This is a genomic window from Limnomicrobium aquaticum, from assembly GCF_040545545.1.
In the GTDB taxonomy this organism is placed as follows: domain Bacteria; phylum Pseudomonadota; class Alphaproteobacteria; order Rhizobiales; family Rhizobiaceae; genus Ensifer_A; species Ensifer_A aquaticum.
Window position 1 is genome coordinate 23940 of sequence record NZ_JBEPMB010000005.1, and the last position, 18856, is coordinate 42795.

Consider the following 18856-nt stretch of genomic DNA (forward strand, 5'->3'; position numbering starts at 1 on the left):
GGCCGCTTGCCTCCCGTATAGAAAGATGCACACAATGTCTCATGACCGACAGCATCGCGACACGGCAAAATCAGGAGCCGCTTGCGCCCCTTGCGGGCCTGAAGCGCCGCGTTAAGCGGGCGTGGTCGATCTTCGCCGTTCTGTTCATTGTGGGTGTGGTTCTGGTTGTCGCGGGCGCCAATCGCTACGGCAGGGAGGCTGCGGTTACCGAGCTGTTGAATCAGGGACGCACCGAAATCAATCTGAAGGCCGCGCTGCTGCGCAGCGTTCTCGAGCGGCCGCGGGCCTTGCCGCTGGTTCTGTCGCAGGATCGCGATGTGTCCGATGGGTTGACGTCGGGGGCCGCAAGCGACATAGACCGCCTGAATCGCAAGCTTCAGGCTCTGGTCGTCGGTACCAAGGCGTCCGTCATCTACGTGACGAATGACAGGGGCGTGGCAATTGCCTCCAGCAACTGGGATGAGAAGACCAGTTTCGTGGGCAGCGACTATTCGTTTCGCGCGTATTTTCAGGACGCGATCGCTAAAGGAACGGGAGAGCAGTTCGCGCTCGGCAGTGTGAGCAACAGGCCTGGGCTCTATATTTCCAATCGGGTCGATGTGGCGGGCAGAGCACTCGGCGTCGTCGTCGTGAAGATGGAATTCGAGCAGCTGGAAAACGACTGGCGCGATAGCGGCAAGCCGTCCTTCATCACTGGTCCGCAGAATGTCATCCTGATCACGAACCTGCCGAGCTGGCGTTTCATGACCATCGGATCGTTGGAGCCGGGGACCGCTGCCGCGATCCGCGAGAGCCTGCAATTCGGCGGCGCGGCGCTTCAGCCGCTTCCCCTGCGTCCCGAAACGCCGCTGGCGGAGGGGTTGACGCAGCTCCGCGCCGTGCTTCCGGGCGGCGGGGAGGCCTCCTTTCTGGAATTGAGGACGGATGTCGCAACGACAAACTGGGTGCTGCATTACCTCGTGCCCGTGCAGCCGATGCTCAACGATTCCATCGGGCGCGCGATGTTCGTGTCGCTGGCCGTTTTCATCGGCCTTTCCGTGCTCACATCCATTGTGATGTGGCGCCGGCAGGCCAATCTCTTCGGGCAGGCTCGCGCAGCGCTCGCGCGGGCCGAACTGGAACGCCGCGTGCGCGAGCGGACCAAAGACCTGAGCCGTGCGCGCGATCTGCTGCAGGCGGAGGTTTCCGAGCATCGCAATACGGAGCAGAGGCTGAAAGGCGTCCAGCAGGAGCTTGTGGCGGCCAACCGTCTGGCGATTCTGGGGCAGGTGGCGGCGGGCGTCGCGCATGAGATCAATCAGCCGCTGGCGACCATACGCGCCTATGCCGAAAACGCCGCGACGTTTCTTGAGCGGAAGAAGATCGATACCGCTCGCGAGAATGTCGGCCTGATTGTCGACCTCACGCAGCGCATTGCCACGATTACCGACGAATTGCGCGCGTTTGCGCGGAAAGGGCGCGGGGCGCCCGAACCTGTGCCACTGCGCAACGTGCTGGAGGGAGCCGTCATCCTTCTAAAAACCCGGTTTGCTGGGCGTATCGAGGCGATTTCCATCGATCTGCCGGCGGAAGACATGAAGGTGCTCGGCAACCGCATTCGTCTGGAGCAGGTCTTCATCAACCTCTTCCAGAACGCGCTCGAGGCGCTGCAGGACAAGGTCGACGCGCGTGTTGAAGTGAGCGTTGCGAAGTCGGCCACCGGAGTCATCGTCACCGTCGCTGACAATGGATCGGGAATTCCGGCTGAAATTCGCGATGTGCTATTCACCCCTTTCAACACGTCCAAGGAGCAGGGTCTGGGGCTCGGCCTCGTGATTTCCAAGGAAATTCTGGCCGACTATGGCGGTACGATTGCCGTTGAAAGCGATGGGAACGGTACACGCTTTGCCATCGGATTGAAGGGAGCATGAGTTTGGAAACGGGCGGTTCGGTCTTTCTGGTCGATGACGACAGGGATCTGCGGCGGGCGACCTCCCAGACGCTGGAGCTTGCGGGCTACGACGTCCAGTCCTTTTCGCGGGCGCGCGAGGCGCTGGCGGCCTTGCCGGAGGATTTTGCAGGTGTGGTGGTCAGCGATATCCGCATGCCGGAAGTGGACGGGCTGCAACTCTTTGGAGAGATCATGGCGCGGGACCCGGACCTGCCGGTCATCCTGATCACCGGCCATGGCGATATACCGATGGCGGTGCAGGCGATCCAGAACGGCGTCTATGACTTCATCGCGAAGCCCTTTCCAGCCGATTATCTGTCGCTGACCATTGCGCGTGCGCAGGAAAAGCGGGCGCTGGTGCTGGAAAACCGGCGCCTTCGCCGCCTAGCCGAAGCGGTGGATGATGACATGCCGATGCTGGGCAATACGCCGGCCATCACTCGCCTGCGCCAGACGCTCCGGCAGATCGCCGACACCGATGTCGATGTGCTGGTGACGGGGGAGACGGGCACCGGCAAGGAGGTCGTTGCCAATCTCCTGCATCAATGGGGACGTCGAAAGCGCGGTAATTTCGTTGCGCTCAATTGCGGCGCCTTACCGGAAACGGTGATCGAGAGCGAATTATTCGGACACGAAGCGGGAGCCTTCACCGGCGCGCAGAAGAAACGCATCGGGCGGATCGAGCATGCGGACAAAGGGACGCTCTTCCTCGATGAAATCGAGAGCATTCCGCTCTCTACGCAGGTCAAGCTGCTGCGCGTGCTGGAGGGCAGGGTGGTGACACCGCTCGGCACCAACGAGGTGCGGCCCGTGGACTTCCGCGTCGTCGCGGCGGCGAAGGAGGATCTGGCCGTTTCCTCCCGCGAGGGCAAATTCCGCGAGGACCTTTTCTACAGGCTCAATGTCGTCAGCATTTCCATTCCGCCGCTGCGGGAGCGGCGGGACGATATTCCGCTTCTCTTCACCTATTTTGCCGGGCGCGCGGCGCAGCGTTTCCGCAAGGATGTGCCCGATATCAAGCAGGCCTATATGCGCGGACTGCAGTCGCGCGATTGGCCGGGCAATGTGCGGGAACTCTCGCATGTGGCGGAGCGCTTCGTGCTCGGACTAGATGAGGATGCCGGAAAGGCGGAAAGCGCCCCGCCGGCGACCAGCCAGGAAACACTCTCTTTGCGAATGGATCGGCTCGAAGCCGATATCATCCGTCAGACGCTGGAGCACTGCAACGGCGACGTCCGGGCAACCATCGAACAGCTGGGTATCGCGCGAAAGACATTCTATGACAAATTAAGTCGGCACGGGATCAGCCGCGCCGACTATATTCGGGACGATTCAGGGCCGTAATCAGGACATTTGCTTCGCAGGTCGCCGTAACAAACAAACCTTCGCGCCGAGCCACCCCGGCGCGCATCGGTGATTGCCGATGACCTTGCGAAACGTGTCGCTCAGGTCCCGGACTTCTTGAAGCGTGTCGCCGCGAAGGCCGACTTGACGGTCGTGGTGTCGCGGTTCTGTGCCGGCGGGAACGAGAAGAGTTCCGCAGCAACGTCGATCAGAAGGTTCTTCTCATGCAGCCACATGATGTCGGAGACGAGACGGTCGATGCGCTCGCGGGCTTCCGCCAGCACCATAGCGCGTTCTTTCTCTTCCTCGAGAGCCTTCTTCTTTTCGAGAGCAAGCTGGAGCTCCGTGATCTGGCGCTCAAGTTCTGCGTCGGACTTAGACATCAGTTCGGGCCGAAGCTTGTCGATGTCCTGAATATTCGTCATGATGTTTCCCCTGTTGGACCTGACAGAACCGCGCGAAGCCCAGATCGCAAACGCCGCCTGATACAAACCACTGAGTCGCTGATTCTACTGGTCAAATTATTACGTATGAGGGCCGGGCGCTGACAAGACGGAAAACTCTTGAGAAAGAGTTACGAACGATTTTGTTGTGAAACATCCCAAACGTGCAAACCTGCTGAAATACCGCATTTACGCTCTTTTCACCGAAAAACATAATTGCAATGCGGCGTTAAGCTCTTTCAAGCGTCTGCGGCCTATAGTCGTGTCCGGTCTTGAACACGGATGCGTGCATGTGCGGTTTTGCGGGATATTTGGGCAATGTGGCTGAGCCGGAACGGCTTCTGGCTGCCATGGGCAATGCGATTGCTCATCGCGGACCCGATGGCCACGGCCTGAAAGTCGTTGCACCTGCGGGCTCCGCGCCCGGTGCCGGCCTCTCGCATGTGCGCCTTTCGATCGTCGGTCTCGCCGACAGCGCCCAGCCGATGGTCTCCGAGGATGGCCAGCTTATGATCGCCTTCAACGGCGAAATCTTCAATTATGTCGAACTGCGCGAAGAGTTGATCGCGCGCGGCCACCGCTTCCGCACCAGCGGCGATACGGAAGTTCTGCTGAAGCTGTATGAGATTTACGGTGAAGGCTGCCTGTCGCGGCTCAACGGCGATTTCGCCTTCGCCATCTGGGATGGCCGCGCCAAGCGGATGTTTATTGCCCGCGATCGCATGGGCGTGCGTCCGCTCTTCTATACCGAGAGGGCCGGAACGCTCTATTTCGCCTCGGAAGTGAAGGCGCTGCTCGCAGTCCCCGGCTTCCATGCCGTGCTCGACCCCTTTGCTCTCGATCAGGTCTTCACGCTCTGGTCTCCGATTGCCCCGCGCACGGCGTTTGAAGGCGTGTTCGAGCTGGAACCCGGCAATTACATGATCGCCGAGGCCTCTGGCCGTCGGATTTCCACCTATTGGTCGCTCGACTTCCCGGATGCCGGCGATGTCCGCCCCGACATGGACGAGGACCAGAAGGCCGCGCAACTGCGTCATCTGCTGGAAGATGCGACCCGCATCCGGTTGCGGGCCGATGTTCCGGTCGGCTCCTGCCTCTCCGGCGGTCTTGATTCCTCCATCGTCGCAGCACTTGCCGCCGACATGGCCCCGCGTGGGCTCGACACATTTGCCATCACCTTCGACAGTGCCGAGCATGACGAGAGCGGCTTCCAGACGCTGATGGCCCGCCATCTCGGCGTCAAGCATCATGAGATCAACTGTACCGAAGCCGATATCGCCGCAGCTTTTCCGGATGTCGTGCGACTGGCCGAAAAGCCGCTGATCCGCACTGCGCCCGCGCCCATGTATCGCCTCTCCTCACTGATCCGCGAGACGGGGATGAAGGTCGTGCTGACGGGCGAGGGGGCCGACGAGGTTTTTGCCGGTTACGATCTTTTCAAGGAAGCGCAGGTGCGCCGCTTCTGCGCGCGCCAGCCGGGCTCGAAAATCCGCCCGCATCTCTTCCGCAAGCTCTATCCCTATCTGCCCGGTCTGCAGAAGCAGTCGGCGGAATATCTTGCTGCTTTCTTCGGCGCGGATGCCGCGCCCTTGTCGGATCCGCTCTTCTCGCATCGCCCGCGCCTGCGCAACACGGCAGCGGCCAAGCTCTTTTTCTCTGGCGACCTCAAGAGCCGGCTTGCCGGTTATGACGCAGCGGACGACATGATCGCGCAACTGCCGGAGCGCTTCAGCCGCTGGCATCCGCTGCATCAGGCGCAATATCTCGAAACGCGCTTCCTCATGCCGGGCTATATCCTGTCCAGCCAGGGCGACCGCATGGCGATGGGCAATGGCGTCGAAGGCCGTTTCCCCTTCCTCGATCACCGTCTGGTCGAGTTTGCCGCGACGCTTTCGCCTTCGATGAAGCTGAAGGGGCTGAAGGAGAAATATCTCCTGCGCAAATCCATGGCCGACAAGCTGCCTCCCGAAATCGCCTATCGCGTCAAGCAGCCCTATCGTGCACCGGACAGCCGCGCTTTCTCGGGCGCTGTTGCACAGGAGCAGGTTCATGCCGTGCTGAACCCGAGCCGCGTTGCCGGCGACGGGCTTTTTAATGCCGCAGCGGTCGACAAGCTGGCGCAGAAATGCGCTGGCCAGACCGCTCCGAGCTTCCGCGACGACACGGCCTTCATCGGCGTTCTGTCGACGCAGATGTGGCTCGATATCTTTCAGGGAACCAACAGGCGCGCCAGCGAAGCCGCCTGAATAATAAGGAGAGAAACCATGACTGCCATCAAGGAAACCATTCGGTCCTTCATCGTTGAAAACTTCCTCTTCGGTGACGAAGCCGCCCTTCCGGCCGATGCGGACTCGCTGATCGCGGGCGGGATCATCGATTCCACCGGCGTTCTCGAACTCGTCGCCTTCATCGAGGAGCAGTTCGGCTTCACCGTTGCCGACAGCGACATCGTTCCGGCCAATCTCGACACGATCGAAGCCATTGCCGGTTATGTCGGCCGCAACGCGTCGACAGCGGCGGCCGCTTGAGGAGATAAGCCCATGCGGGTCGAGCGCTTCCTGACAGACAGTGCCCAGGCGTTTCCGGAGAAGACGGCGCTCGTCACCGCCGACCGGCGGCTGACCTATGCCGAGCTTAACCGCCTGACCGATGCGCTGGCCTCGTCGCTTGCCGCCCAGGGCGTCAAGCGGTCCGACCGCGTGCTGGTCTTCATGGACAATTGCTGGGAAGCCGTCGTCTCGATCTTCGCGATCCTGAAGGCAGGGGGCACGTTCAGCCCGATCAATTCCTCCACCAAGGGAAACAAGCTTACCTATATCATCGGCAACTGCGAGCCGGCGGCGATCTTGACTCAAGGACGGCTTATGCCGGTGGTGCGCGAGGCGCTCGCCGAACATCCCGGCCGCCAGATCGCCGTGCTTTCGACGGAAGGCCGCAACGGCGTTCCGGAAGGGGCCGGCTCCTTCATCGCTGCACTTGAGGCCGAGGCGACCCCGCCCGCCCATGGAAGCGTCGAAACCGATCTCGCCATGCTCATTTACACATCAGGCTCCACGGGCCAGCCCAAGGGCGTGATGATGACGCATGACAATATCGAGGCGGCGTCGCGCTCGATCATCACCTATCTCGAAGGCCGTAGCGGCGATATCGTGCTCAACGTCCTGCCGCTCGCCTTCGACTACGGTCTCTATCAGCTTCTGATGACCTTCCGTCTCGGCGCGACGCTGGTTCTGGAAAAATCCTTCGCCTTCCCGCAGGCGATCTTCGATCTGATGCGCCGTGAGCGCGTCACCGGCTTTCCGCTGGTGCCGACCATGGCGGCGATGATCCTGCGGATGACCGAGCTGCAGCCCGGTTTCCTGCCCGATGTGCGCTATCTGACGAACACGGCCGCAGCCCTTCCGGCCGAGCATATCGCCCAGCTGCGTGGGCTCTTCCCCGGCGCACGGCTCTATTCCATGTATGGTCTGACGGAGTGCAAGCGCTGCACCTATCTGCCACCGGAAGAACTGGATCGCCGTCCGGGTTCGGTCGGCATCGCCATTCCGGGTACGCAGGCCTTTGTCGTGGACGATACCGGGGCTCAAGTACCGCCGGGTGTCGAAGGCGAGCTGGTCATTCGCGGGCCGCATGTCATGCAGGGCTATTGGCGCAACGAGCAGGCGACGAGCGCGATGCTGAAGCCCGGCCCTGACGGCGTCATCCAGATGCACACCGGCGATCTCTTCCGCACCGATGCGGAAGGTTTCCTCTATTTCGTCGGGCGCAAGGACGACATCATCAAGACGCGCGGCGAGAAGGTGGCACCGAAGGAAGTCGAGGCCGTGCTTCACGCGCTGCCGGGTGTCGCCGAAGCCGTTGTCGCCGGCATTCCCGACCCGATCCTCGGTCAGGCCGTGACGGCCATGGTCGTCTTGAGCAACCCGGCGCTCACGGAGCGCGAGGTTCTCGCCCATTGCGCCCGCAATCTCGAAGATTTCATGGTGCCGAAGCGGATCGTCTTTAAAGACGCGCTGCCGCGCACCGATACAGGCAAGGTCAGCCGTCGTCTGGCGGCCGGAGAACTGGAGCAAGCCGCATGAGCACGTCCGCAACCGCCCTGAGAGAGGCCGAGGCCTTCGGTCCCGAAACGTTGGTCATCGACGCCGAGGCGGAGGTCGAGAAGATCGTGGCGGCCCTGCGCAGCCAGCTGCGCGCCATGCGCAAGCGCGGCCTCGTGCTCGGCCTCTCCGGCGGGATCGATTCCAGTGTCTCCGCAGCACTCGCCGTCCGCGCGGTCGGGGCGAAGAACGTCTTCACGCTGTTCATGCCGGAACATGATTCAGATCCGGAAAGCCTGCGCCTCGGGCGGCTCGTCGCCGAGACCTATGGAATCGAGAGCGTTGTCGAGGATATCGGCCCGTCGCTTGCCGCCATGGGCTGCTACAGCCGTCGCGACGAATTCATTCGCACGCTGGTGCCGGAATACGGTCCCGGCTGGGCCTCCAAGGTTGCGATTTCCAACTCCGCGGAAGGTGGCGGGTTCAACATCTCCTATCTCGTCGTCGCCGATCCGGATGGCAAGCAGAGCCGCCACCGCATGCCGCTCAATGCCTATCTCGGCATTGTCGCGGCCACCAACATGAAGCAGCGCACCCGCAAGCAGCTCGAATATTACCATGCCGACCGGCTGAATTTCGCCGTGCTCGGCACGCCGAACCGGCTGGAATACGACCAGGGCTTCTTCGTCAAGAATGGTGATGGCGCCGCCGATGTGAAGCCGATCGCACATCTCTACAAGAGCCAGGTCTATCAGCTCGCCGCCCATCTCTGCGTCCCGGAAGAGATCCGCGTCCGCCCGCCGACCACCGACACCTATTCGCTCGCCCAGACGCAGGAGGAGTTCTACTTCTCGCTGCCGTGGGACAAGATGGACTTGTGCCTCTATGGCCTGAACCACGGTCTCGACGCGGGCGAAGTAGCTGTCGCCGCCGGCCTCAAGCGCGAAGCGGTTGAATATGTCTATGCAGACATTACGGCCAAGCGTTCGGCGACGCGCTATCTCCATGCCGGCCCGCTGCTGGTGGAAAAGGTTGAGGAACTGGATCGCCTCGACTGACCGGCCTGCGGCCCGGCACTCCCGGACCGGCGGAGCGTGTTGTATCACGCGTCGCCGCCGAGCAGCGTCTATATTAAGCCTGACCCGGCACGCGATATGCGGCTAGAATATCTCCGGCCATCTCGCCGACGGCCTTGAATTCCGCGGTGGTCCAGGCGCGCAATGTCGTCATGTCGGTGACAATGCCGGTGGAGGCTACGGCGAGCGAGGTGGCGGTCGCCTTTTCCGGCACGTCGGTCTCGATGATCATGATGAAATCCTTGTCGCCGGCGGTGAAGTAGAAGCTCAGCAACTTGCTGCCGCTGGCTTCTGCGAGCTTTCGCATGGCAGCTTCGCGGTCTTCGGGGGCAGACATGAACCCCTTCAGATAGTCGGCAGTCAGGCGCCCGCGGGTGATCATGATCATGGCGTGTCTCCGTGTTCGGATTTGAAATTCAATAGGGTTCCGAGCCGAAGAACTGGCGCCAGCGCCACACGCCCTCGACCTTCTCGAAGATGCAGGTGGCGAGATAGTCTCTAACCTCTTCAAGGCCTGCCGGATCGCGGCGTCTCAGCACCCCTTCCGCGAAAATCCAGCCGGCGTTTCCAACAATGCTGATGTGCTTATTGGGAAACTCGAAGATCAGCGTTGCAGGATTGGATAAGATGGCCTCGATCTTTGCTGCGACCCGTTCTCGCGTCAGGCAGATTTCCCCACGTTCCGATCCAACGAGATGGAAGCCTCCATCGCCCCAGAGTTCGTCGAACAGAGCCCGGTTTTTCGTCTCGATCATCGCTTGGAGCGTATAAAGCTTGGACAACAGAATGGTGGCCTCTGCTGCGGGGCCATCGTCCCGTTGAGTGTCGTGGATCGCGGCCGCAGTCGCCATCACGCGAGGGCTTTCCGCTCAGCCGGGCCGAATTCGGCGATGCCCTGTTCGGTAGGGACGACTGCAACACCGTCCGGATGATTGCCAGGCTGCACGACTGTCAAGACCGGAGGTTGCGGCCTGGCGCCGTCGGCCGACATTACGCTGGTCAGGAGTTCGAGCCATTCCGGTCGTAGACCGTCGCCACGTCCCGCTGCCAGTTGATGAAGTTTCAGGAAGAGATGCATGACAGACATAGCCTCCATTCTCTGCAAAGGGCGCGCATCGACACCGGGCGCATTGCTGCCCCCGCTTCGGCGGACGGTTGATTGGTTGATCTGATACAGGGCGCGCGCAGCTTGATCCGGCTGGGCAGGCGAACTGATTACGCTTAAAAAGATACTCGACCGGGTCGGACTGTCGACGGAGAAGTTTGCGTGCAAATTTCGCCGCGGTCGGAGCCGCAACGGGTCCGTTATCGGGCAGCGATCGGGTCGTTGAGGCTTGCCAGCGCAGACGCGTGAGCACGATCGAGCAGCGACATCCGGCCCGCGACATTGCGATCGAACGCAGAAAGCAGAGTTGGAAGGAGACGAAGGTGTCCCCGCGCGTCGATCTCTATCTCGCCACCGGTGGCGGCGCTCTTCAACAGCGTTCGCACATGCGTGCGGGACACGCCGAACCGGCGTCCGAAGTCGGTGTAGTCGATGGCGATCCAGCCACCGCCCGCCTGGACGTGCAACTGCACGAGCCTCATCAGCATGAGCATGCCCGCCGATGCCGCATAAAAGCGCAAGGCCGGGCGGTTTTGCGAGAAGATCTCCCTTGCCATCGGCTCGAGAGTGGCAATCCACGCCCCGCGCACGGCCTTCAGGAAATCAAGATCACCCGCCAGCGGCAATGCATAGGCTGTGTGTCCGGCGATTTCCGCAAGCGCCGCGTAATGCGCCTTGATGAATGCGCGGTCGTGTTCGATCAGCGCCGGCGTGGGCAGGACGATGCGCATCCGCAGATCGCTGGGAGCCGGTTTAATCTGCAGATGCCCGACCTGCACAAAGCGCGCGACAATCAAGTCTATCTGGCGGGCGCTGGCGACACCAAACAGATCGACGGTCTTTTTCAGCCGGCTTATAGAGGGAAGGCTCTCCGGATCGTCTTCCCGATAGTCTCCCCACATGGCCATCACCACGGCGTAGACCATAATGCGGCCGCCATCGAGCATCAGTTCGATCAGGGATGGCTCGAACTGATAGAAATTGAGCACTGCGTCGAGATAGGCCTCACGACACGTCAGAAAATTCGGATGTTCAAGAATCCGATCCGTGCTGAGGTATGTCGGGTCTGATCCGTGCAAAGTGCAAATCCGAAACAGCAGCGTCAATATGGTGCAAACCATATGTCTTTTCGCGGCTGGCGGCAATTGCGGGTTGCGCTTTGTCAAGCGCCGCAGTGCACTGTCGTGTCTGGCTTGGGTTCAGTCGAAATCGCCGCCGAAGAAGCGGTTCCAGCGTTCGCCGGCGAGCCCTGTCAGCATGCAGTCTCCGGAGAGGAACGGTTCGGCGAGGGCCGGGTCTTTCGTTTGTATGACTGTCGAGGAGATCGTCGCCATGATCATCGAACGGCCTGTTGCCGCCTCGATCAGCTCGGGGCTCGTGCGCCCGCGCAGACCCGACGCGCCCTTTTCCAGCGCATGGGCAAACATCAGGTCCAGCACGGGGCCGAGCCGCCCCGGTGCCGCCATCACCTGCAGTACGCGACCGATGCCATCCGGTTTGAGATGATAGAGGAACGCGCCGAGAACGTCGCCGCTCCTTGTCTTGACCAGCCCCATATGTGCATGCCCATAGGCCGGCTTGATGACGGCATTTGCGAGAACGTGGTCGAGATAGCCGTTTTCCCAGTCCGGCCGTGCCTGCTTGCCGGCGCTGAGCTTCCGGATGGCTTCGGCAAAGGCATCGAAGTCGGCATCCTCGGCCATCAGCCCGGCGGGGGCAGGGGCGGGCGCGAAGCGGCCAAGGCTCGACTTCCCCGAAAGTCTCGTGTCAACGAAACGGCTCACCGGCGCGAAATGCCGGACAAAGGCTGCTTTTTCTCCGGCGAGCGCGGTCGCAAAGCCGGCGGGACGGAAGACGCGAAACCACTCGAAGCTATAGCCGGGAATGGTGCGTCCCCGCAGCTTCGTCCACATCGTCTCGGAAATGACATTGGCGGTCTCGCTGAGCGAGATATCCTGCGGACCGCTCACGAAGGCCTTCAGCAAGCGGGCGCCGGCAAGCGGATCGCTCTCGTGATCTTCCGACATGAGCGCGCCGCAAAAGGCTGCGCGCAGGCGACGCTCGCCGACCAGATAGGGCACCGAATGAACGCCGACAAAGCCGTTGACACGGCCGCTATCGGCAACGTGTACAAGGGCCGGGATTTCAGGGTCGCAATACGGACCGTCGAGGTAGAAAGCGCGGAAATAGGCGCTGAGCGCCGCTGGCGGCGTTGCATCGCTGTGGCGGAGAATCCGGGTGTAAAGCGCGGCGACGGCGCTGATATCGTCTGCGGAGAGAGGCCGCACCTCACTCATGGGGCGGTATCCTTGAGACGCGCGACAGCGACGCGCGACCGGCCTTCCTCGTCGGTGGGGAAGTCGAGACTCTCGAAGACGCGGGAGCGATTGAGCAGCGACTGCGCCTGTCGCTCCTGGCCGACACCGAATTCGAAGAGAAGCAGCCCGCCGGGTTTCAGAAAGGCAGGGGCCTCGCGCACCAGACGTTGCTGGATGGAGATGCCATACGGCCCGCCATCAAAGGCCTCGCGTGGCTCGCTTTCGAGAAGATGGGCGCTCTCGCCCTCCAGACGACCGGTCGAAATATAGGGCGGGTTGCAGACGATCATCGTCGCCTGGCCCTCGGCACCTTGCCCTTCCAGTGCGCCGAAGAGGTCGCCCCGGCAGATGGTGGCGCGGTGGGAGAGGCCAAGAAGAGCCGCATTGGCCTTGGCGGTCGCCACGGTATCTTCGGTCAGATCCGCCGAGAGCAGGGTGGCGGAATTCACCGCATGGGCAATCGCCAGCCCGACATTGCCCGAGCCGCAGCACATGTCGATCACGAGCGGCGCGGCATCGCCGGTCTCGCGCAGCATGGCAATCGCCTGGCTTGCCAGAAGCTCTGTTTCGGCGCGCGGAGCAAGAACGGATCCCTGCAACACGAGGTCGAGCCCCAGAAACCGATATTGCCGCTGTTGCGATGTCCCGGCGTCCGCCGCCCTGTTTTCAGCCTGCATGAATGGTCCCGCTTGCCGGTGAAATGTGAAATTCCACTCAGTTTATAAGGATCAATGTTTAAGTCTTCATAACTTGCGTTTGCGAGGATCAGCCGCCCCACACCACCGCTTGTTCATGACGCTTGATCAGGTGCCGCAATTCTTCAAAGCGCCTGGCAATATGTTTGGCGAAGTTCTCGACGGCCGGGATGGCGGATGCCTCCTTGAGCCGCATGAGCACCAGCGCTCGCTCCGGATGTGGGATCTGCAAGGGAAGGGCGGTGATCGAGCGGTCGTTTCGCATCGAAAAGACGGTGGAATGGGGCAGGATGGTCAGCGCGTCCGAGCCCTTCAGATAGTTGACGACGCTCATCAGCGAGCCGCCGGAATAACGGATTTTCGCTTCCGTTACGCCCAGCGACAGCAGCAGGCTGTGAAGGTCTGCGAGCAGCGGGCTGGTCGGCGGCGGGGCGATCCAAGGGTAATCCAGCAGGGCCGAAGGCTTGAGCTTGCGCGGCACGAGCAGGGGATGCGTGACCCGGCAGGCAATGACATTGCGCCCCGGCAGGATTTCCTCCGCGACAAGCCCGGAGCCCTCGTCTAGCAGATCGATGGGGCAAATGGCGAGGTCCAGCTGGCCGGACGTCAGTCCCGCCTTGAGGTCGGAAATATAGCCATAGCTCTGTTCAATGCGGATATCGGCATGGATCGACTGGAAGTCGGCCGCCATGCCGGCAATCAGCCCATCCATGAAATACGGCGTTCCACCAACGCGCACGACGCCGCTGCGCCCAAGGCGGAAACTGTCGATGGTTTCGCTGGCCTTGCGCGACGCGGACATGACGACCATGCCGTGATGCGCGAGTTCGCGTCCGAGTGGCGTTGGTTGCAGCGGGCGCCTTCCCTTGACGAAGAGCGGTTCGCCAACCCGCTTTTCCAGCATCGCCAGCGTCCGCGAAACGGCAGGCTGGGTTAGTCCCAGAAGGGCAGCACCCTCCACGACCCCTCCGGCCTTCACGACAGCGGCCAATTGCAACAGGTGTTTCTCATCCAGCTTCATAGCAGATCGTTATATAATGTTGCGAAGAAGTCATCAAATCTTGTTTTCCGTCCTGCTAGGCTTTCGAAATGGAAACGTCTGACAGGTGCGGCGCTGCATGGCTCGGCCATGCGACGCGGAGGATTTGCATCTTGCTTCCGGCTGCTCGTTTCGATGAAGATCGAGCCTGTCAGCGTTCGCGATGGCCATGACGCTTGAGGAGAGTTCCCGATGAGCCGAGATTTTGTCTATCAGTCGAACCCTTCCACCGTGGTCTTCGGTGCGGGCAAGCGCGCTGAGGCCGGTGAATGGGTCCGGAAACTCGGCCGGTCGCGCGCGCTTGTCCTGTCCACGCCGCATCAGGCGGGCGATGCGAAAGCCCTGTCGCAGACGCTGGGCACACTCTCCGCAGGCATCTTTTCCGGCGCCGTCATGCACACGCCGACGGATGTGACGGAGACTGCCGTGAAGGCGCTGGAAGACGCCAAGGCAGACTGTGTCATCTCGTTCGGCGGTGGTTCGACGACGGGGCTCGGCAAGGCCATCGCGCTACTAACAGGCGTGACCCAGATCGCGATCCCGACGACCTATGCCGGTTCGGAAGTGACGCCCATCCTGGGGCAGACTGAAAACGGTCGCAAGACGACCATTCGCGACATGAAGGTTCTGCCGAATGTCGTCATCTACGATCCCGAACTGACAGTCGGCCTGCCGGTGCCGATGACCGTGGCGAGCGCGCTGAATGCGATGGCGCATTCCATGGAGGGTCTCTACGCGCGGGATCGCAATCCGATCTCCACGATGATGGCCATCGAATCCTTCCGCAGCTTCAAGGCGTCGCTCCCTGGATTGATCGCCGACCCCCACAATCTCGACCTGCGCGCTGAAGCGCAATATGCCTGCTGGCTGGCCGGTACGGTTCTTGGAACCGTTGGCATGGCCCTGCATCACAAGATCTGCCACACGCTCGGCGGCAGTTTCGATACGCCGCATGCCGAAACGCACGCGATCATGCTGCCCTACACGACCGCCTATAACAATGTGGCCGTGCCGGAACAGCTTGCGCCCATTGGCGAGATTTTCGGAGCAGGCGCGGGGGCCGCACTTTACGATTTCGCGAAAAGTCTTGGCTCGCCGCTTTCGCTGAAGGACATTGGCCTTACTGAAGCCGATCTTGACCGGGCGGCTGATATTGCAGCCGAAAACCCCTATTGGAACCCACGGCCCATCGATCGCACTTCCATCCGCCAACTCCTGCAGAATGCTTGGGCGGGTCAGCGTCCTAACAATTGAGAAAGCCAAACTTCGCCTGATTCCACGCATCTGCACGCAGTGCAGCACATGCATAGCTGCGTTGCACAATAATTAGATTGCGCTTGTTCAAAATTCAGGCATAATGCTCGCAGTTGATGCGTTTTCGGCCTCCTCCCAGTGCCGTTGCATCAGCTGTTCCCCTCTGGAGGTTTAATTTACCTTCACACCTAATGGGCCGCGGTTTTCCGCTGGCCCACTTTTTTTGCCCATTTGCAGCTTACGTCTCATCCAGCCCGATATCCAGGCAAGGAGCGCTATGCGTGATCCAGCCGATGGACAGAAGATCGACCCCGCTTGCGGCAATCGCGGCTGCGGTCTCCGGCGTGATCCCGCCCGAAGCTTCCGTGATGGCGCGACCGGCGACGAACTCTACCGCCTGCAGCAGCAGCGCGGGCGACATATTGTCGAGAAGGACGGCATCGACGCCGATCTCCATGGCTTCCGCAAGCTGGTCGAGCGTATCGACCTCCACCTCGATCTTCACCATATGACCGACATTCGCCTTGGCGCGGCGGATCGCTTCCGCGACGCTGCCGGCGACGGCGATGTGATTGTCCTTGATCAGCACGGCGTCATAGAGCGCAAAACGGTGGTTCATGCCGCCGCCGGCGCGGACGGCATATTTCTCGAAGGCGCGCAGGCCGGGTGTTGTTTTGCGCGTGCAGACAACCGCGGCCTTGGTGCCAGCGACCGCATCGACGATGTCGGCGGTGACGGTGGCGATGCCGGAGAGATGACCAAGGAAGTTGAGGGCCGTCCGTTCGCCGGTGAGAAGCCCACGCGATGGACCTTCGATCGTGGCGATAATCTCTCCGGGTGCCACGCGTGCGCCGTCGGCGATATGCATGGTCATGGTTATGGCCGGATCGATCAACTCGAAAGCCAGCTTCGCGATGTCGAGCCCCGCAATCACACCCGGCTTGCGCGCGGCCATGACGAAGCGCGAGCGGTGGTCGGCCGGGATGACCGCCGCCGAGGTCACATCGCCGGCAAGGCCGAGGTCTTCGAGAAGCGTGGCCCGGACGGCGGGCTCGACGATCACGCGGGGCAGGGGAGACAGAAACATCAAAGATGGGTCCTTATGCACTTGCGGCGAGCGGATGCGTGTTCAGTTCGCGAGCGGTGTCGAGGATGGCGGTGAGCGTCATGGTCCGGCGTTCGGCCTTGTCGTGTTGTGCCGGGAAATCGCTGCGGGCATGGGCACCGCGCGATTCTTCGCGCAGCCGGGCGAAGACGGCAATCGATAGCGCCACAAGCGCGGGATCTGATGAAGGGCCGACGCTTGTGGCCAGCGGAAGCAGGTCCGCAATCGCGCGGTCGAGCCCTTCCTGATTGCGCACGACGCTGAGGTCGCGGGAGGCGATGTCGCGGGCGCGCCGAAGGTCCGGTTCCGCGCCGAGGGCGACCTCGGCAACAGATCTCGGCCTCGCTTCCGCGCGCCCTGCAATATCCCTTGCCGCCGCAAGGCCCATGATGGTGGCTTCCAGAAGCGAATTGCTGGCCAGTCTGTTCGCGCCATGAAGACCGGTGCAGGAGGCTTCGCCGACGACCCAGAGGCCTTCGACCGAGCTTTGGCCCGCCGTGTTGGTCGCGACGCCGCCCATGTGGTAGTGCGCTGCCGGTCGGACAGGAATGAGATCGCGTGCAGGGTCAATGCCGGCCTCGGTGCAAAGCGCATGGATGAGCGGAAACCGCAAGGCGAAACGGTCGCCCAACACCTTTCGTGCGTCGAGATAGACCTTGCCGCCACGGGCGATTTCGCGGCCGATAGCGCGTGCGACAACGTCGCGGGGTGCAAGCTCCGCGCCGGGGGTTCCCGACATGAAGCGCTCGCCCTTCTCATTCAGCAGGATCGCGCCTTCACCGCGAACGGCTTCGCTCACCAGCGCCAGTGGACGACGCGGTGTTGCGAGGGCGGTCGGGTGGAACTGGACGAATTCCATGTCACGCAGCTCAGCGCCCGCGCGTGCGGCCAGCATGATGCCCTGACCGAAATTGCCGGCGGGATTGGTGCTGGCATCGTAGAGCCCTCCAATGCCGCCCGTTGCGAGAACAACGCGGGTCGCCGGGAGGGTGAAACCGCCGTCAGGGCCCGAGCAAAGCAGGCCGGAAACGATGCCATCGGTGGTCAGCAGCCGGCGGACCTCGACCCCTTCCAGCAGCGTGATCGACGGGCAGGTGCGCACAGCTGCGGTCAAGGCCTGAACAATGGCCGCGCCGGTGCCGTCCCCATTCGCATGGATGATGCGTTTGCGCGAATGGGCCGCCTCCAGCCCGAACTGCAGCGCGCCCTCACTCGTCCGGTCGAAACGGACGCCGAAGCGTTCAAGGGCGGACATCGCTTCTCCCGTACCGGAGAGAAGCGTCTGGACGGCGTTTTCGTCGCAGAGGCCATCGCCGGCTGCCATTGTGTCGGCGATATGCAGTTCGGTGCTGTCGTCCGGTCCCAGCGCTGCGGCAATGCCGCCCTGCGCCCAGCCGCTCGAACTTTCGCCGCCAAGGGCTGCGCGCGTCAACAACACGACCGGTTGCGGAGCGAGGCTGAGCGCCGTCACCAGCCCGGCAATTCCGCTGCCGACAACGGCGATGCGTCCGGCGAGACTGTCGCGAAGCGCGGTCATATCGCGAGCATCCTTTCGACAGCGAGGCGGGCGGGGGCGACGAGCTCGGCGTCCACAGTGACCTCGTGGAGGTTCTCCTCCAGCGCCTTGCGGATATTCGCCAGCGTGATCCGCTTCATGTGCGGGCAGAGATTGCAGGGGCGGACGAAGTCGACTTCGGGGTGATCGACGGCGACATTGTCGCTCATCGAGCATTCGGTCAGCAGCACGACGCGAGCGGGCTTGTTGATGCCAACATAGTCGGACATCACGGCCGTCGAGCCGGCGAAATCGGCCTCCGCGACGACCTCCGGCGGGCATTCCGGATGGGCGAGCACGACGACGCCTGGATGCGCATCGCGCAGGTCGCGGATATCCTGTGCGGTGAAAAGCTCATGCACCTCACAATGGCCGTGCCAGGCGATGATCTCGACGTCCGTCTCGCGGGCGACATTGCGCGCAAGATATTCGTCCGGGATCATGATGACGCGCGGCACGCCGAGCGATTCCACCACCTTCTTGGCATTGCCCGATGTGCAGCAGATGTCGGATGCCGCTTTGACTGCGGCGGATGTGTTGACATAGGTGATGATCGGCACGCCCGGATGGGCCTGACGCAGCAGGGCGACGTCTTCCGGCGTGATCGAGTCTGCCAGCGAGCAGCCGGCACCCATATCGGGGATCAGGACGGTTTTGGTCGGGTTGAGCAGTTTTGCCGTCTCGGCCATGAAATGCACGCCGGCCAGAACGATGACATCCGCATCGACTTCCGCCGCCTTGCGGGCCAGCGCCAGACTGTCGCCGACAATATCCGCGACGCCATGGAATATCTCCGGCGTCTGGTAGTTGTGCGCCAGGATGACCGCATTGCGCTTTTTCTTCAGTTCGAGGATCGCGGCGACATCCGCCTCATGGGAAAGCCATTCGGCCTTCGGCATCACGCGGGCGACGCGCTCATAGAGCGCGGAAACGGAGGGCATTGTATTCATGG

The 18856-nt window shown here is 62.1% G+C and carries 18 protein-coding genes; 7 read left to right on the forward strand and 11 right to left on the reverse strand.

Annotation, left to right across the window (positions count from 1 at the left end):
* The first annotated feature begins 41 nt into the window (after positions 1 to 41).
* Together ABID16_RS15600 and ABID16_RS15605 are read left to right on the forward strand one after the other, a co-directional pair.
* Entirely contained in the window at positions 42 to 1910 is a 1869-nt protein-coding gene (locus tag ABID16_RS15600; protein WP_354557277.1) for a sensor histidine kinase, read from the forward strand.
* On the forward strand, positions 1907 to 3274 hold the full coding sequence (locus ABID16_RS15605) for a sigma-54-dependent transcriptional regulator (protein WP_354557278.1): 1368 nt from the start codon (positions 1907 to 1909) through the stop codon (positions 3272 to 3274). The genes ABID16_RS15600 and ABID16_RS15605 overlap by 4 nt, the downstream gene beginning before the upstream one ends.
* 101 nt (positions 3275 to 3375) lie before the next feature.
* On the opposite strand, the gene ABID16_RS15610 is transcribed toward ABID16_RS15605, so the two are convergent.
* Positions 3376 to 3699 carry a hypothetical protein gene (locus tag ABID16_RS15610; protein ID WP_354557279.1) on the reverse strand — a complete coding sequence of 108 codons (324 nt, stop codon included), beginning with the start codon at positions 3697 to 3699 and terminating at the stop codon, positions 3376 to 3378.
* 308 nt (positions 3700 to 4007) lie between these two features.
* On the opposite strand from ABID16_RS15610, the gene asnB reads away from it, so the two are divergent.
* Genes asnB through nadE form a run of 4 tightly spaced genes read left to right on the forward strand, consistent with a single transcriptional unit; the run spans position 4008 to position 8815 of the window.
* On the forward strand, positions 4008 to 5963 hold the full coding sequence (asnB, locus tag ABID16_RS15615; RefSeq protein ID WP_354557280.1) for an asparagine synthase (glutamine-hydrolyzing): 1956 nt from the start codon (positions 4008 to 4010) through the stop codon (positions 5961 to 5963).
* A gap of 18 nt (positions 5964 to 5981) precedes the next feature.
* Complete coding sequence (locus tag ABID16_RS15620; protein WP_354557281.1) at positions 5982 to 6245, forward strand: acyl carrier protein; 264 nt, start codon at positions 5982 to 5984, stop codon at positions 6243 to 6245.
* Positions 6246 to 6257: 12 nt separating this feature from the next.
* The gene (locus ABID16_RS15625; protein ID WP_354557282.1) at positions 6258 to 7799 is read left to right on the forward strand and encodes a class I adenylate-forming enzyme family protein; all 1542 of its coding nucleotides are present in this window, start codon (positions 6258 to 6260) and stop codon (positions 7797 to 7799) included.
* Positions 7796 to 8815, forward strand: coding sequence for an NAD(+) synthase (gene nadE / locus ABID16_RS15630; protein ID WP_354557283.1), 1020 nt, complete (start codon positions 7796 to 7798; stop codon positions 8813 to 8815). The genes ABID16_RS15625 and nadE overlap by 4 nt, the downstream gene beginning before the upstream one ends.
* Before the next feature lie 73 nt (positions 8816 to 8888).
* Here the strand turns inward: nadE and ABID16_RS15635 are convergent, their stop codons facing one another.
* From ABID16_RS15635 to ABID16_RS15665, 7 genes are all read right to left on the reverse strand, one after another.
* Positions 8889 to 9221 carry a GYD domain-containing protein gene (locus ABID16_RS15635; protein WP_354557284.1) on the reverse strand — a complete coding sequence of 111 codons (333 nt, stop codon included), beginning with the start codon at positions 9219 to 9221 and terminating at the stop codon, positions 8889 to 8891.
* 28 nt (positions 9222 to 9249) lie between these two features.
* Positions 9250 to 9684, reverse strand: coding sequence for a nuclear transport factor 2 family protein (locus ABID16_RS15640; protein ID WP_354557285.1), 435 nt, complete (start codon positions 9682 to 9684; stop codon positions 9250 to 9252).
* On the reverse strand, positions 9684 to 9920 hold the full coding sequence (locus ABID16_RS15645) for a hypothetical protein (protein ID WP_354557286.1): 237 nt from the start codon (positions 9918 to 9920) through the stop codon (positions 9684 to 9686). The genes ABID16_RS15640 and ABID16_RS15645 overlap by 1 nt, the downstream gene beginning before the upstream one ends.
* Positions 9921 to 10138: 218 nt before the next feature.
* The gene (locus ABID16_RS15650; RefSeq protein WP_354557287.1) at positions 10139 to 11104 is read right to left on the reverse strand and encodes a hypothetical protein; all 966 of its coding nucleotides are present in this window, start codon (positions 11102 to 11104) and stop codon (positions 10139 to 10141) included.
* A gap of 33 nt (positions 11105 to 11137) precedes the next feature.
* Positions 11138 to 12235: a hypothetical protein gene (locus ABID16_RS15655; RefSeq protein ID WP_354557288.1), complete on the reverse strand. Its 1098-nt coding sequence runs from the start codon at positions 12233 to 12235 to the stop codon at positions 11138 to 11140.
* Positions 12232 to 12933: a N5-glutamine methyltransferase family protein gene (locus ABID16_RS15660; protein ID WP_354557289.1), complete on the reverse strand. Its 702-nt coding sequence runs from the start codon at positions 12931 to 12933 to the stop codon at positions 12232 to 12234. Before ABID16_RS15660 ends, ABID16_RS15655 begins: the two co-directional genes overlap by 4 nt.
* An 88-nt stretch (positions 12934 to 13021) precedes the next feature.
* Complete coding sequence (locus ABID16_RS15665) at positions 13022 to 13972, reverse strand: LysR family transcriptional regulator (protein WP_354557290.1); 951 nt, start codon at positions 13970 to 13972, stop codon at positions 13022 to 13024.
* Positions 13973 to 14182: 210 nt separating this feature from the next.
* Between ABID16_RS15665 and ABID16_RS15670 the strand changes: the two genes are divergently transcribed.
* Positions 14183 to 15244 carry a maleylacetate reductase gene (locus ABID16_RS15670; protein ID WP_354557291.1) on the forward strand — a complete coding sequence of 354 codons (1062 nt, stop codon included), beginning with the start codon at positions 14183 to 14185 and terminating at the stop codon, positions 15242 to 15244.
* Between the two features lie 238 nt (positions 15245 to 15482).
* On the opposite strand, the gene nadC is transcribed toward ABID16_RS15670, so the two are convergent.
* Genes nadC through nadA form a run of 3 tightly spaced genes read right to left on the reverse strand, consistent with a single transcriptional unit; the run spans position 15483 to position 18854 of the window.
* Positions 15483 to 16331 carry a carboxylating nicotinate-nucleotide diphosphorylase gene (gene nadC / locus ABID16_RS15675; protein ID WP_354557292.1) on the reverse strand — a complete coding sequence of 283 codons (849 nt, stop codon included), beginning with the start codon at positions 16329 to 16331 and terminating at the stop codon, positions 15483 to 15485.
* A gap of 13 nt (positions 16332 to 16344) precedes the next feature.
* Entirely contained in the window at positions 16345 to 17886 is a 1542-nt protein-coding gene (locus ABID16_RS15680) for an L-aspartate oxidase (RefSeq protein ID WP_354557293.1), read from the reverse strand.
* Positions 17883 to 18854, reverse strand: a complete 972-nt coding sequence (gene nadA, locus ABID16_RS15685; protein ID WP_354557294.1) for a quinolinate synthase NadA — start codon at positions 18852 to 18854, stop codon at positions 17883 to 17885. The genes ABID16_RS15680 and nadA overlap by 4 nt, the downstream gene beginning before the upstream one ends.
* Between the last annotated feature and the right edge of the window lie 2 nt (positions 18855 to 18856).

Coding starts and splice junctions, on each gene's coding strand:
- ABID16_RS15600 (WP_354557277.1), top strand. CDS start 42: ATGACCGACAGCATCGCGACACGGCAAAATCAGGAGCCGCTTGCGCCC.
- ABID16_RS15605 (WP_354557278.1), top strand. CDS start 1,907: ATGAGTTTGGAAACGGGCGGTTCGGTCTTTCTGGTCGATGACGACAGG.
- ABID16_RS15610 (WP_354557279.1), bottom strand. CDS start 3,699: ATGACGAATATTCAGGACATCGACAAGCTTCGGCCCGAACTGATGTCT.
- asnB (WP_354557280.1), top strand. CDS start 4,008: ATGTGCGGTTTTGCGGGATATTTGGGCAATGTGGCTGAGCCGGAACGG.
- ABID16_RS15620 (WP_354557281.1), top strand. CDS start 5,982: ATGACTGCCATCAAGGAAACCATTCGGTCCTTCATCGTTGAAAACTTC.
- ABID16_RS15625 (WP_354557282.1), top strand. CDS start 6,258: ATGCGGGTCGAGCGCTTCCTGACAGACAGTGCCCAGGCGTTTCCGGAG.
- nadE (WP_354557283.1), top strand. CDS start 7,796: ATGAGCACGTCCGCAACCGCCCTGAGAGAGGCCGAGGCCTTCGGTCCC.
- ABID16_RS15635 (WP_354557284.1), bottom strand. CDS start 9,221: ATGATCATGATCACCCGCGGGCGCCTGACTGCCGACTATCTGAAGGGG.
- ABID16_RS15640 (WP_354557285.1), bottom strand. CDS start 9,684: ATGGCGACTGCGGCCGCGATCCACGACACTCAACGGGACGATGGCCCC.
- ABID16_RS15645 (WP_354557286.1), bottom strand. CDS start 9,920: ATGTCTGTCATGCATCTCTTCCTGAAACTTCATCAACTGGCAGCGGGA.
- ABID16_RS15655 (WP_354557288.1), bottom strand. CDS start 12,235: ATGAGTGAGGTGCGGCCTCTCTCCGCAGACGATATCAGCGCCGTCGCC.
- ABID16_RS15660 (WP_354557289.1), bottom strand. CDS start 12,933: ATGCAGGCTGAAAACAGGGCGGCGGACGCCGGGACATCGCAACAGCGG.
- ABID16_RS15665 (WP_354557290.1), bottom strand. CDS start 13,972: ATGAAGCTGGATGAGAAACACCTGTTGCAATTGGCCGCTGTCGTGAAG.
- ABID16_RS15670 (WP_354557291.1), top strand. CDS start 14,183: ATGAGCCGAGATTTTGTCTATCAGTCGAACCCTTCCACCGTGGTCTTC.
- nadC (WP_354557292.1), bottom strand. CDS start 16,331: ATGTTTCTGTCTCCCCTGCCCCGCGTGATCGTCGAGCCCGCCGTCCGG.
- ABID16_RS15680 (WP_354557293.1), bottom strand. CDS start 17,886: ATGACCGCGCTTCGCGACAGTCTCGCCGGACGCATCGCCGTTGTCGGC.
- nadA (WP_354557294.1), bottom strand. CDS start 18,854: ATGAATACAATGCCCTCCGTTTCCGCGCTCTATGAGCGCGTCGCCCGC.